General features: G+C 39.0%; 9 protein-coding genes, 1 pseudogene and 1 other annotated feature. Of the genes and pseudogenes, 5 read left to right on the top strand and 5 right to left on the bottom strand.

All coding sequences use genetic code 11. The annotated features are described in order from the left end of the window. Positions 1-106 precede the first annotated feature (106 nt). From C9J31_RS19690 to serA, 3 genes and pseudogenes are all read right to left on the bottom strand, one after another. Complete coding sequence (locus C9J31_RS19690; RefSeq protein ID WP_107951258.1) at positions 107-1,039, bottom strand: hypothetical protein; 933 nt, start codon at positions 1,037-1,039, stop codon at positions 107-109. After that, positions 1,026-1,439, bottom strand: a pseudogene (locus C9J31_RS19685) (RNA polymerase sigma factor); the annotation flags it as partial. The gene C9J31_RS19690 and the pseudogene C9J31_RS19685, both read right to left, overlap by 14 nt. A gap of 200 nt (positions 1,440-1,639) precedes the next feature. Next, entirely contained in the window at positions 1,640-3,247 is a 1,608-nt protein-coding gene (gene serA, locus C9J31_RS19680) for a phosphoglycerate dehydrogenase (protein WP_107951257.1), read from the bottom strand. 161 nt (positions 3,248-3,408) lie between these two features. Further along, positions 3,409-3,654: a binding site (T-box leader), on the bottom strand. A gap of 408 nt (positions 3,655-4,062) precedes the next feature. On the opposite strand from serA, the gene C9J31_RS19675 reads away from it, so the two are divergent. Continuing rightward, complete coding sequence (locus C9J31_RS19675) at positions 4,063-5,715, top strand: FAD-binding dehydrogenase (RefSeq protein WP_107951256.1); 1,653 nt, start codon at positions 4,063-4,065, stop codon at positions 5,713-5,715. A 295-nt stretch (positions 5,716-6,010) separates the two neighbouring features. Here the strand turns inward: C9J31_RS19675 and trhO are convergent, their stop codons facing one another. Continuing rightward, positions 6,011-6,982, bottom strand: a complete 972-nt coding sequence (trhO, locus tag C9J31_RS19670; protein ID WP_107951255.1) for an oxygen-dependent tRNA uridine(34) hydroxylase TrhO — start codon at positions 6,980-6,982, stop codon at positions 6,011-6,013. A 139-nt stretch (positions 6,983-7,121) separates the two neighbouring features. On the opposite strand from trhO, the gene C9J31_RS19665 reads away from it, so the two are divergent. Continuing rightward, on the top strand, positions 7,122-7,904 hold the full coding sequence (locus tag C9J31_RS19665; protein WP_107926754.1) for an enoyl-CoA hydratase: 783 nt from the start codon (positions 7,122-7,124) through the stop codon (positions 7,902-7,904). Positions 7,905-8,016: 112 nt separating this feature from the next. On the opposite strand, the gene C9J31_RS19660 is transcribed toward C9J31_RS19665, so the two are convergent. Next, positions 8,017-8,202 carry a YhzD family protein gene (locus C9J31_RS19660; protein WP_107926752.1) on the bottom strand — a complete coding sequence of 62 codons (186 nt, stop codon included), beginning with the start codon at positions 8,200-8,202 and terminating at the stop codon, positions 8,017-8,019. Between the two features lie 348 nt (positions 8,203-8,550). Between C9J31_RS19660 and C9J31_RS19655 the strand changes: the two genes are divergently transcribed. Genes C9J31_RS19655 through yhaM form a run of 3 tightly spaced genes read left to right on the top strand, consistent with a single transcriptional unit; the run spans position 8,551 to position 13,597 of the window. Continuing rightward, the gene (locus tag C9J31_RS19655; protein ID WP_107951254.1) at positions 8,551-9,765 is read left to right on the top strand and encodes a metallophosphoesterase family protein; all 1,215 of its coding nucleotides are present in this window, start codon (positions 8,551-8,553) and stop codon (positions 9,763-9,765) included. Between the two features lie 5 nt (positions 9,766-9,770). After that, complete coding sequence (locus C9J31_RS19650; RefSeq protein WP_107951253.1) at positions 9,771-12,662, top strand: ATP-binding protein; 2,892 nt, start codon at positions 9,771-9,773, stop codon at positions 12,660-12,662. After that, a complete protein-coding gene (yhaM, locus tag C9J31_RS19645) occupies positions 12,659-13,597 on the top strand; it encodes a 3'-5' exoribonuclease YhaM (protein WP_107926745.1) in 939 nt (312 codons plus the stop codon). Before C9J31_RS19650 ends, yhaM begins: the two co-directional genes overlap by 4 nt. Positions 13,598-13,647: the final 50 nt, after the last annotated feature.

Below are 13,647 nucleotides of genomic sequence, written 5' to 3'. Positions count from 1 at the left end.
CGGTAGGGGTATCTCAAAAGTGTTTCTGGGGTACTTGTGCTATAAGTCTGTCTTGTTGCACAAAAAGCCGCCCAATAATTTATAGTTATTGGACAGCATCAGGTATTTAAAAGTGTACATTTAATGTCAGGTATATAAATGTAAAACCAAGTCCAAAACATAGTTGAACGACGGCACTTGCAATGAGATAACCTCGTGGTTCGCCAGCTTTTTTTCTATAATAAATTTGCATCGTGGAATACAGCGCAAATAAACAAAAAATAATTGACGCATGTACGGTATTATTCATCAGGTAGATACCAAATAAAATACTTAAAAATAATAGTAACATGATAGCATTTGCGATGGCATGCGCTACTGTGGCAGCAAAAAATCGTCGTTCAGTATGAGGCATCCTTTTCTTAGCGATCCATAATGATAGATGTGAAAGTAATAGGAAGATATTTGCTATAACTAGTTTTTTTGAACGTAAATGATCATAGTAATATGCTAGGGCATCAAATCCTCTTTCGAGTTGTATTGCCTGCTGTGTTTGGACATTCAAGAAAATATCATTGGAAAAAACCTTCCATTTTTGTGTGGTGCCATCTATATAGATAATAAGGACATCCTCATGTGAGAAATAATCACTAGCTTTCCATTGTTCAGTTGACACTGTGACAGTGGGTGCTTGTTCCATTTGCAGTTGAAGGTTAGTTAAATACTGTTTATTAGTAAAGCACTGCTGAGGGACATTAAGACAGGATTCTTTTGCTATAAACGTTTCTTTATCCTCATTTGTGCGTGCATAGACTTGGGTAATTGTTTTTTTCGTATCTGTTGTGAGTGGAGGAGTGGTAGGCTCCTGTAATATCGACAAAATTAAAACTGTAAGTACAGCTAGAAAGAGCATGGACACGGCAGAGAATTTCCAAGATTTTTTCGTAGGTTGAAATTCGATTGCTGTAGGCGCTGTAATATGTTGCAGCATTTTATCCTGTTGTTGCTTTGATAGGTTCAACTTACGTAAATGTTGCCAAGACTCCTCATACTTCTTCATCCAATTCACCTCCAAGCTGTTTTTTTAATGCAAGAAGCGCACGTTTTAATGTGTTTTTTACTTTCCCTTCGTTCCATCCCAGTACATCACAGGTTTCCTGAATAGATAGACACTCGATTTTACGTAAAATAAGGACATCTCGATAAGCGAGCTTAAGTTTGCTAATAGCTAAGTAAAGTGCTTTAGCTTCTTCTTGTTGAATCAGCCATTGATGTGGGGTATGGGGAATGCTTTGTTCAAGCTCCACATCTTGATTTAAAAATGGTACAAATTGAATAAGCTTTTTTCTACGGTAATGGTCGTAGGCAAGGTTACGTGCAGTTCGCCTGAGCCATGCGAGTTCTGCACCTTCTTTAATTGTTTGTTCATATTTGAAGTAACGAATAAAGGTTTCTTGTGTGAAATCCTCAGCTAATTTTTAATCATTGAGTAAGTAGTATAAGTATTTGAAAATCGTTTGATTATGTAAATAAAATAACTCTTCAATTGACAATATGTGCACCTCCTTTTCCTTAAAGACGAATGACTTTGAAAAAAGTATCTTTTAGGCAAAAAAAAAGCAGAGAGCACTAAACTCTCTGCTGAAATAATTAACATTACTTATAGGTCAATCGCTTTTACTTCATCAATATTTTCAAGTTGTGAAACGAATGCCAAGTCTTCATCTGTGACAATATTATCGACTGTTAACATCATAACAGCTGTTCCACCAATTTGAGCACGGCCAACTTGCATTGTGGCAATGTTGATATCTTTTTCAGCAAGCTTTGTTGCTACACGACCGATTGCACCTGGTTTGTCTGTGTTTTTAATATATAGAAGATGACCCTGTGGTACAACGTCAACAACATATTCTTCTACTTTGACAATACGTGCACCAAGACCGTTTAATAATGTACCAGCAACTGTGTGTGTTTCATTAGCTGTTTTTACTTCAATTGTAATTAAGCTCGTGAAACCTTTTGCAGTTGTTGTTTTGTGTTCGTTAATTTTCATGCCAATACGCTCAGATAGGTAACGAGCATTTACGTCATTGACATGATTACCATGATTTTTAGAAAGTAAGCCTTTTAGTGCATTTGAAGTTAATGGACGCACATCATAGTTTGCTACTTCACCTGCATATGATAAGTTAATTTCTTTAACCGGTTCAGCTGTTATTTGAGATAAGAATGACCCAAGTTTTTCTGCTAATTCGAAGAAAGGTTCCACCTGAGCAAGTAGTTCTTTCGGAATTGAAGGCATGTTTACTGGGTTCGTTACAGTACCTGTTTTATAGAATTTAATGATGTCATTTGATACGTCAACCGCTACAGACTCTTGTGCTTCAATTGTTGATGCACCTAAGTGAGGAGTTGCAATCACTTGTGGTAAAGTAAGTAGTTTGTGATCTGTTGCTGGCTCAGAAACGAATACGTCAAGCGCTGCGCCTGCTACTTTGCCTTCTACGATAGCATCGTACAAATCGTCTTCATTGATGATCCCACCTCGTGCACAGTTAATGATGCGAACGCCGTCTTTCATCATCGCGAATTTCTCTTTATTGATGAGATTACGTGTTTCAGGTAGTAATGGTGTGTGTACTGTAATGAAATCAGCGGCTGCACAAATCTCTTCTACTGTAGATTTTGTCACACCAAGCTCTTTTGCGCGTTCATCTGTTAAAAATGGATCATATGCCATAATATTCATACGTTGACCTTTAGCGCGGTAAGCTACTTCTACACCAATACGACCGAAGCCAACAACGCCTAATGTTTTATTTTTAAGCTCAACCCCAACATAAGATTTACGATCCCATTTACCGTTTTTAAGTGTGTTGAATGCTTGTGGAATGTGACGAGCAAGAGAAGTCATCATGGCAATTGTATGTTCAGCAGCAGAGTTCGTGTTACCATCTGGTGCATTGACAACGATAATACCGTGTTCAGTTGCAGCAGCAAGATCGATGTTATCTACACCTACACCGGCACGACCGATTAATTTTAAATTTTTAGCCGCTTCGATTACTTCACGTGTCACAGTTGTTTGAGAACGCACTAGTAATACGTCTACGTCGCCAATCTTTGCGATCAATTCCTCTGGTGCTAGGCCAGTGTCGATAATAACATTTAAATCTAAATCTTTTTCTTGGCGTAGAGGGAAAATACCATCTTCACTTAGTGGGTCAGCGATAAATACGTTAATAGTTTTTGTAGCAGTAGTCATTTGTAATTAGCTCCTTTAAATAAAATTAGTAGTGGTGGACTCTATATACGACAGTCTGAAATTTGCGAAATTGATACACTTTACAGCATGCAAACAATCTCCCTTCTTTTTCGAAAACAATATAAAAGCCTTCCGCGCCTTACAAACACACTCGGTGTGTCGTAAGGGGCGAAAGGCTGAAAAAACATTGGTTCGCGGTACCACCCTTAATTACTGCAGAAATTTGTTTGACATTGACTTGCAGTCTTAGCTATATGCGTAACGTGCATGTGACGGATAAGCTTACTTTGAATGTTCGGCTTATCTATTCAGGAGTGGAACTATATCGTAGAAATCACTGATTTACACCAACCATCAGCTCTCTTTGGATTCTCTTGCGACTAGCGTGTCTCCGTCGTTATATTTTTGTGTGATTAAATTTGATAACATCATAATCCCTATTGTTCACCTTTGTCAATATTTTTTCGGAAAAAGATTAAAAAACTTCACTTCAAAAGTCTGAAAATTAACTAATCACGAACGATTTTATATTTATTTTTATATATTGTTCGTCTTCTTAGAGAGGACAATGAAAGCGCTATCGCAATATACTAAAACAGTTAGCATGGGCGTTCATCGACTTTTAAATGCGAAAAATAATCTGGGAATTAATTGGGATAATCTAGTTTATCTGAATAAAACTCACTTTCTTTGATGGAGAATGCGAACGTTTTCACCTTGTCACACTTTTGTCATTTTTTCGAAGTAAATAAGAGGGAAAGCAATGCTAAGAGAAGAATGTATGTAAATAATGTTAGATTTTTTGGGGGTGTGGCATGAAATACGATGTAGCAATTGTTGGTGCAGGACTGGCGGGACTAGTTGCCGCTTGTGAATTAGTTGATGCAAATCAAAAAGTACTGTTAGTAGATCAAGAACCAGAAAATTCAATGGGGGGTCAGGCTTTCTGGTCATTTGGTGGCGTATTTTTGGTGGATACACCCGAGCAAAGAAGGCTTGGCATAAAGGATAGTAAGGAGCTTGCATGGCAGGATTGGATAGGAACTGCTGGCTTCGATCGCTTGGAAGATGAAGATTCTTGGGCTAATAAATGGGCAAGGGCATATGTTGATTTTGCTGCTGGCGAAAAATATGAATGGCTCAAGTCAATGGGCATTAAATTTTTCCCTGTTGTAGGTTGGGCTGAACGGGGAGGCTCATTAGCTGGAGGCCATGGCAATTCGGTCCCGCGATTTCATATTGTTTGGGGTACTGGTCCCGGCATTGTGAAGCCTTTTGTTGACAAGGTGAAAAGGGCGATAAAGGCAGGTTTTCTAGACTTTAAGCCACGGCATCGTGTAGATGAGTTTATCCAACAGGATAATCGAATCACAGGTATTAGTGGTACAATACTGGCTGAAAGTTTTGCGCAGCGTGGGGAAAAGAGTTCCCGACTGGGTATCGGGGAATTTTCGTATGAAGCAACCGCGGTTATTGTAGCGAGTGGTGGTATCGGTGCAAATATAGATTTGGTACGCAAAAATTGGCCAGAGCGTCTCGGCACACCTCCAAAAAATATGGTTTGCGGTGTGCCTGCATATGTAGATGGCCGAATGCTAGAGATTACCGAGCATGCGGGTGGACGCGTCGTCAATCGTGACCGCATGTGGCATTATACTGAGGGCTTGAAAAATTGGGATCCTATTTGGCCAAATCATGGTATTCGTATTTTGCCAGGCCCTTCCTCATTATGGTTTGATGCAGAGGGTAATCGCTTTGGGGCACCAAATTTCCCAGGTTTTGATACGTTAAGTACGTTAGAAGCCATTCAGAAAACAGGGTATGATTATTCATGGTTCATTTTGACAGAAAAAATTATAGAAAAAGAGTTTGCTTTATCTGGATCTGAGCAAAATCCTGATTTAACCAATAAAAGTATTCGTGAAGTATTAAAACGTGTATTACCCGGCCCACCTGCAGCGATTCAAGCATTTAAAGATCATGGTGAGGATTTTGTTATTGCTTACGATTTAAAGGATTTAGTCGACGGAATGAATAAGCTTGCTGGCAATGAACTCTTGGAATTTATGAAAATAAAGGAGCAGATTTTAGCCAGAGACCGGGAAATGGACAATAAGTTCACGAAGGATTTACAGCTTACTGCCATTCAAGGTGCAAGAAATTATGTGGGAGATAAGATTGTGCGTGTTGCGAAACCACATAAATTTTTAGATACTAAAAATTGGCCACTGATTGCAGTAAGGTTAAATATTCTAACGCGTAAGACATTAGGCGGTTTACAGACCAATCTTGATGGTGCCGTACTCGGAATGAATGGTGAGCCCGTACCTGGATTGTATGCCGCCGGAGAAGTCAGTGGCTTTGGTGGTGGCGGTGTGCATGGCTACCGCGCATTAGAAGGTACATTTGTGGGAGGCTGCTTATTTAGTGGACGACAAGTTGGACGATATTTAGCCATTGATAAATAAAATATATTAAAATAGCGAGCAGTATCTTATCTCACTAGGAGGGAAGGTTACTGCTCGGGTGAAGTACCGTATCGCTCAGATGGAGAGGAGTATTGCTCGGGTATAGTGCCGTACCGCTCAGGTAAGGCGATCCCTGATCCCCCAGCTCAGAAGAAGTCATTGTAAGTTCAACTGGATGTATGGGTCGCTCTAAAACAGAAAACTTGTCACTATTTTGTTATTTAAAGTGCAAAAAAAGCATCTTCCTAGGGAGATGCTTTTTTCTAATCATTATCAGACTGTACTCAGTGCATAATTAGATTGCAGATATTTGAGCCTGTGCAATTTTTGCGATTTGTTCCTCAACTTGCTCTTTTGTCCATTCATTTTCTTCAACGAAGAAGTTACGTTCAGCTCGACGGCAATCGTCTGAGCAGCTGCGCATATAAAATCCCTCGTGTTTTTCTTCGCATAGCAATAATTTATGGCAAGCGGGGTTAGCGCAGTTGGTATAGCGCTCTGTCGGCTCGCCTGTGAAGTAATCTTTGCCTACAACAACATGCTCCACCTGATTAATTGGTACACTGCGACGTCGGTCAAAGACAAACATTTGACCATCCCATAATTGTCCTTTTACGTCAGGGTCTTTTGCATATGTGGCAATACCGCCATGTAATTGGCCGACGCTTTCGCCATATCCTTCACGTTTTAACCAGCCAGAAAACTTTTCACAGCGGATACCCCCTGTACAATAAGTTAATATTTTCTTACCAGCAAAATCTTCCTTGTGTTCCTCCATCCAAGCGGGTAAATCTCGGAAGTTCTCGATATCAGGGCGCACTGCTCCACGGAAATGTCCTAAGTCAAATTCATAGTCATTGCGTGCATCGATGACAACCGTATTGTCCTCTTGCATACGAGTCATGAATTCCTTTGGTGTTAAATAATCCCCTGTGATTTCTAATGGATTAATGTCGTTTTCTAAGCCAAGATGCACAATTTCGCGACGAGGACGGACATGCATTTTTTTAAAGGTATGTCCTTTTACCTCATCGATTTTCCACATAATATCGTTAAAACGCGTATCAGCTTTCATATGATTCATGTAGGCCATTGTTTGCTCGACAGTACCAGAAACAGTGCCGTTTATGCCTTCTATACCAACTAATATACGGCCAAGCAGTCCGAGTTCATTGCATAATGCTAAATGCTCTGCAGCAAATGCTTCAGGGTCTTCAATTGCAATATATTTATAAAAAAGTAATACACGATAGTCTTTTTGAGTCACAACGATTTACCACCTTTAATTCAATATTCGACATTAAATATAGCATATCAAGTGTTATTTTGCGTAGGAGAGAAGGATTTTTCACAAAAAACACGAATAGTACATAGTGAATGACTATTCATATTCGGGGGTGTAGTACATGGAATTTACAACAATTACATTAGAAAAATTAGAGCGCCGCGCTACGTTAACGCTAAATCGACCACAGGCCATGAATGCGATGGATGGTGTAATGATGCGAGAATTAGCAGAGTGTTTTGAAGCTCTTCAACAAGAGCAAGAAATACAAGTTTTAGTTATTCGTGGGGAAGGAAAAGTCTTTTCTGCTGGTGGTGATATAAAGGCCATGGTAGATCCAGATAAGCCACTTGATATTGATGAGGCTATGACCTATTTAACGCGAATTGTGAAGGCTTATTATCAACTGCCGATGCTAGTCATTGCAGCAGTTCATGGTGCGTCAGCAGGCCTAGGGTTTAGCTTAACGCTAGGAGCAGATATCATTGTTGCTTGTGAAAATAGCAAACTAGCTATGAATTTTATTGGAATTGGCTTAATTCCTGATGGTGGCGGTCATTTCTTCATGAAAGAACGTGTTGGCAATGTGAAGGCTAAACAAATGATATGGGAGGGCAAAGTGCTAACAGCAACAGAAGCGCAAGAAGCGGGCTTAATTGATTATGTAGCCCCAGAGGGTACTGTTTTTGCAATGGCTGACCAACTAGTTGGTAAAATGCTGGCGTCTCCAATCGTATCCATGATTACAACGAAGAAAATACTACATGCGCAAAATTTACCGCAATTAGAGCGCATTTTAGAGATGGAAGCAGAAGGACAATCGGCTATGCGTAAAACAACCGATCACGTTGAAGGTATCCATGCATTTATAGAAAAAAGAATGCCTGTTTTTACAGGTAAATAAATAGCAAGTCATGGCAAAATGATTTCTTTTGTTGCCGCTTTACTTTCAGTTTATGAACAACATTAAAAGGCACTTAGCATAGTTTGCTAGGTGCCTTTGCCTATTCCAACGCCTAAACATGAAATAGAATTAATTTTCCAGATGCATTAACAAGTCGATGTGTTTTTTCAGATACACCTTTTTCTTCAATTTGCTGTTGACCGCTTATTTTTGCGGCTTCATCGCTTTCAAATGTCCATGTTTCATCAAATAATGTTTCTCCTGTTTTTTCAAAAGCTGTAAAGCGGTAATTCTCCATACTAAACCCCACCCTTTATTTGAAGATATTTCTATTATACATAGAAGAATTATAAACTTCACGAATAACTAGCGAATATTTTGATAATTTATAAAAAATGTGGAAATATTTTTACAATGGTGAGAAGAAATAGCGCTGAATTCTTTTTCATCTGACATGAATTATGATAAAATAGAACAAATATTCGCTTTCGGCAATGTTTAGAACAAGGACTATTTCCAAAAGTGTTGGTCTGAAAACATTAGATTAAATTCATTTAGAAGGAATCAATTGTATCAGCACAATTGAAAATTTATACTTACCATAATTACGCCAAGGCGTAATTTATCTATTACTTGAGGTGATTGGATGACAGCAATTCGTTTTTTCCACATGGCAGATTTACATTTGGATAGCCCGTTTAAGGGTTTATTTGGTTTGCCAGAGCAAAATTTTAAAAAAATACGTTCTAGTACTTTTGAGGCTTTCGAGAAAATTATTCACAAGGCAATTGATGAGAAACCTGATTTTTTACTAATAGTTGGTGATCTTTATGATGGAGAACACCGCAGCCTACAAGCGCAAAGACGTTTTCAAGACGCGATGGAAGTACTATTTCAGCACAACATACCGGTTATTTTGAGCTATGGTAATCATGATCACTTAAATGGTTCGTGGACACGCTTTGCTCTGCCTAGTAATGTGTATGAATTACCAGCTGAGACAAGTGTTGTACAATTGAAAATACGTGGTCAAGTGGTTAAAATCTATGGCTTTAGCTATAGTGAACGACATATAAAGGAATCAATGATTGAAAGTTACCCTACTGCGAATGATCAGCATGCTATTCATATCGGCATGTTGCATGGCAGTGAATCGAGTGATACAACACATGCTGTATACGCCCCATTTAAAAAAGAACAACTTCTAGAGAAAAACTACCATTACTGGGCGCTTGGTCATATTCATAAGCGTCAGCTTTTACACAAGGAGCCGCCAATCGTATATCCAGGAAATATTCAAAGTCGCCATCGTAATGAGCAAGGGGTAAAGGGCTTTTACGATGTCACATTATCACAAATTTCGGCTGAATTGATGTTTGTGCCAACTTCTGCAGTTGTTTATAGCAAAGTAGAAGTTGACTGTACAGGAGTTTTTCACGCAAATGAATTACTAGAAAAATGTGGAGCGGCACTAGCTGATAATCGTCAAGAATACGGTGCATCTGTCGTAGAATTACATTTGAAAAATATCGATGAGCAGGCAGAAGCCTTATTTGAACACGCTACAGTAGAAGCTTGGCTTGAAACCATTCGAGAGGAAGAGGAAGGTATCGAGCCGATGTGTTGGGTACAAAAACTTATGTATCATCGAACGGCAACACCTTATGAACCAACTACGGCAACTGAATCTGTGATAAATTTAATGGAGCAATGGGACATTTCGGCGTGGAAAGATATTCTAAGGGATTTGTATCAGCATGCGGGTGGTGCACGATTTGTCGAGCCATTAACTGAGCAAGATATCGAACATTTAAAGTCTAGCGCACAAACGTTATTAGCAGATGAAATTCAAAGGGCGTGAAAGACATGCTAACAATACAAAAACTCCAAATATACGGCTTTGGCAAGCATGAAAATGTCACTATCTCTTTACAAGATGGTGTTACAATTTTTTATGGCATGAATGAAGCAGGGAAGACGACGATTCAACAGTTTATATTACAAATTCTTTTTGGTTTTCCAACAAAGCAACAAGCACAGCGAAAATATGAACCGAAAGCATCGACAAAATTTGGTGGTCAGCTGACGATAGTGCATCCGATTTATGGCCAGTGCACAATTGAACGAGTCAAAGGAAAGGCAACTGGTGATGTTACTGTTTATATGGCAGACGGTGCTAAGGGTCATGAGGAGCTCTTAGCAAAATTATTATATGGCTACACAAGGGCATCATTTGAGGCTATTTTTTCCTTTTCTATTCATGAACTGCAAGGCATTGAAAAAATGTCAGAAGAAGAACTGACTCATTTATTACTGGCATCTGGGACAACGGGCATTCATCAATTATCGTCACTTGAAAAGAAATTAGACAAGGATGCTGGAGAACTATTTAAAAAGGCTGGTAAGCTACCACTCATTAACCAAAAGATTGAGCAAATGAAGCAACTTGAAAAGACAATCAAACAAGAGCAAACAGCTATTCAAACATTTGAAGACAAGTCACGCAAATTACAACAACTGGATCACCAGCTGTTACATTTGAATAAACAACAAAAAGAACTACAACAAGACTGGCAACAACTTACGATAATGCAGCAGGCAACGCCACTTATTCAGCAGCAACAGACGCTACAGCAGACCTTAACAAACTATGCACAAGTTGAATTCCCGGCTGAAGGGATAAGACGCTATGAGCAGCTAAAGGATCGACTCACACACGTAACATTACAAATGGCGCAGCTAGAAGAGCAATATCAAGCATTACAAAAAAGGCTACAACTAACGGTAGATGAGTCAGTAATTGATGAAATGGCTAGACTTATGCACCAAGAGGCAACATGGAATCAATTACTCGTCAAGGAGCAGAGTTTTATTGATGAGCTTTTCTTAATCGAACAAGATATTGAAGCACAGTTCCGCTTATTAGGTGTACAAGAACAGGAAGCACAAAAAATCCTGCTTGAGAAAACTGTCTCATTACAACAGGAAGAACAGTTCCAGCATCAGTTAAGTATCTTATTAAAAACTGAAGAAGAGCTGAAATTTCATCTGCATTCGATAGAACAAATACATGCGGAGCTAGATGGTATAGCTCGACAGAGAAAGCAACTGGAACAGGAGTCATTAACAACTGAGGAAGAACATATTTTAGCACAGTGGCCTCAACGTAAAAAACGACTTGAACAATTACGACACGTAAAGTTACAGCGTTCGAAGCAAAAACAGCCGGCATCATTACTATTTTTTGCTTTGGTTATTTGTCTGTTCGTTTTGTTATATGGTGTTTGGCAAAAAAATATGGCAGTTATCATTGGTGGCGCAGTGATGTCGCTATTTTTTGTACTGTTGTTAAAAAACGTGTGGCCAACTGACGAGCCTACAAGCGAGCAACATAGGCAATTACTACGGGAATTAGAGCAAGAGGAAAATATTGTACAAGCTTTACTTATGAAAAAGCAACGACTTGAGGATCGCCGGACGCTTATAACAGAACAACAGCAGGAAAAGGAGCGTCAATATGCACAATTAGAGCATAAAATTCAGCAGGCAGAGCAGGTGACTGTAGAAGTTACTCAAATGCTTCAAAGTTTTTTAGGGCGTTATCATTTACAAGGCAATGTGCCAAGAGCTTTATTACCTGAGCTGTTTATGCGTATTCGCGGTGTACAAGAGCTGGCAACCAAGAAAAAAAGTACTTCCCAGTTGCTTCATTCTATCCAAGCTGAAAAAAGAGCGCTTTATGAACAAATACAGAAGCTATTACAGGAACATTATAGTGAGCAGGAAATTTTTATGCATCTGCGGACATTTTATCTTACTATACAACGGGAACAACAAGATATGGCACACATCCAAGAGCAGCTTACTAACCTCGCATCAAACATGCAAGAAGCACAGCTTCTTATAGAAAATTATGAAAAGGAAATTGCTCAGTTATTGCGTGCTGCAAATGTACAATCAGAGAACGCATATTACGAGACATTTGCACAGTATGAACAACAACAACAATTAAATACTGCACTACAAGCAATTCAAAGTCAGTTAGCATCCCTAAATGTAAGCAATCAAGAGACTGTTATGACCGAAGAGCAACTCAGCGAGAAAATGCATGTGTTAGAAGAACATCGCATTGCAATTCAAGTAGAAATCGATCGTTGCTTAGAAGAGAGAGCCGCACTACAAATGCAAAAAGAGTATCTTCTCAATGATGAAAAATATGGACAATTATTGCAACAATTTGAGGAAGAAAAATCGGCATTACAACAGTTAATTGAGCAATGGACTGCAAAAAAGGCGTTAGCAACAGCAATACATGACACATTATTCCAACTGCGAGAGGAAAAATTACCTCACGTCCTTTCACAGGTCAATGCTATTTTTAATTTGTTAACAGGTGGTCGTTACGACAAACTTTCAATTAGTGAAAGAGGTCATTTTGAGGCACAGGCAGTTTCAGGTGTGCGTTATCATGTAGCAGAATTATCACAAGCCACAAAGGAGCAAGCCTATATCTCATTACGAATAGCACTAGCGAAAACGCTTGCAACATCTGCGCCTTTCCCATTTATTATGGATGATCCTTTTGTCCATTTTGATCGAAACCGTACAAACAAAATGGTACAATTAATGAAAGAAGTAGGATATGAACGTCAAATTTTATATTTTACTTGCCATGAAGCGATGCTCGAGTTTTGGCAAAAAGAGCAAATTGTCGATCTAGGAGCACTAGCAAATGAAAGGGGAGTGACGTCAACATGAAAGGTATTACGACGCTCCAAGTAGGAGAATCAGTTGATCAATTTTTATTAATTAAACAGGCGACAAAGGGTGTCACGACTGTAGGAAAGCCATTTATGTCACTGTTACTACAAGATAAGAGTGGAGATATTGAGGCAAAGCTATGGGATACAAATGAAGATCATGAAAAAATGTACCATGCAGAGGCGATTGTTCGCGTAGGAGGAGAAATCCATGACTATCGTGGTAAAAATCAATTACGCATTAAGACAATTCGTGTTGCAAAACCAGAGGAGGGGATTGCTATTAATGATTTAGTTCCTTCTTCGGCAACGCCAAAAGAACAACTGTATGAGGAATTAACGCAATTCTTCTTTGATATTAAAAATCCAAACATCTCACGTATTACACGTGCAGCTATTAAAAAGCATCAGGATGCTATTTTAGTATTCCCGGCTGCGACAAAGAATCACCATGACTATGCCTCCGGTTTACTGGATCATATGGTGTCTATGCTAAAACTAGGTAAGGCGATTGCTGACTTATACCCAACGCTAAATCGTGATTTGTTATATGCGGGTATTATTTTACATGATATCGGGAAAGTCGTTGAATTATCTGGTCCTGTTGCGACCATGTACACTATTGAGGGAAATTTACTTGGTCATATTACCATTATGGTGAATGAAATTGCAAAAATCGCCGAAGAGTTAGAGATTGAGGGCGAAGAAGTTATGCTCTTGCAACATCTGGTGTTATCACATCATGGGAAAGAAGAGTGGGGTAGCCCCAAAAAACCAATGATTCAAGAAGCAGAAATATTGCATTATATTGATAATATTGATGCCAAGATGAATATGCTCACACGCGCACTTGGCAAAACTGCGCCAGGTGAATTTACCGAGAGACTATTTCCTCTTGATAACCGCTCATTTTATAAACCAACTATTGAGTAAACAAAAAGGGTTACGCCTGTATGAGCGTAACCCTTTTTCATATAGTAAAT

It is taken from the genome of Lysinibacillus parviboronicapiens, assembly GCF_003049605.2.
GTDB classification, from domain to species: Bacteria; Bacillota; Bacilli; order Bacillales_A; family Planococcaceae; genus Lysinibacillus; species Lysinibacillus parviboronicapiens.
The sequence above is the reverse complement of the archived record's forward strand: the minus strand, read 5'-3'. Positions and strand labels throughout refer to the sequence as shown.

Bases quoted from the DNA above. Each gene is read 5' to 3' on its own strand.
- C9J31_RS19690 (WP_107951258.1), bottom strand. From the start codon at position 1,039: ATGAAGAAGTATGAGGAGTCTTGGCAACATTTACGTAAGTTGAACCTA.
- serA (WP_107951257.1), bottom strand. From the start codon at position 3,247: ATGACTACTGCTACAAAAACTATTAACGTATTTATCGCTGACCCACTA.
- C9J31_RS19675 (WP_107951256.1), top strand. From the start codon at position 4,063: ATGAAATACGATGTAGCAATTGTTGGTGCAGGACTGGCGGGACTAGTT.
- C9J31_RS19665 (WP_107926754.1), top strand. From the start codon at position 7,122: ATGGAATTTACAACAATTACATTAGAAAAATTAGAGCGCCGCGCTACG.
- C9J31_RS19660 (WP_107926752.1), bottom strand. From the start codon at position 8,202: ATGGAGAATTACCGCTTTACAGCTTTTGAAAAAACAGGAGAAACATTA.
- C9J31_RS19655 (WP_107951254.1), top strand. From the start codon at position 8,551: ATGACAGCAATTCGTTTTTTCCACATGGCAGATTTACATTTGGATAGC.
- C9J31_RS19650 (WP_107951253.1), top strand. From the start codon at position 9,771: ATGCTAACAATACAAAAACTCCAAATATACGGCTTTGGCAAGCATGAA.
- yhaM (WP_107926745.1), top strand. From the start codon at position 12,659: ATGAAAGGTATTACGACGCTCCAAGTAGGAGAATCAGTTGATCAATTT.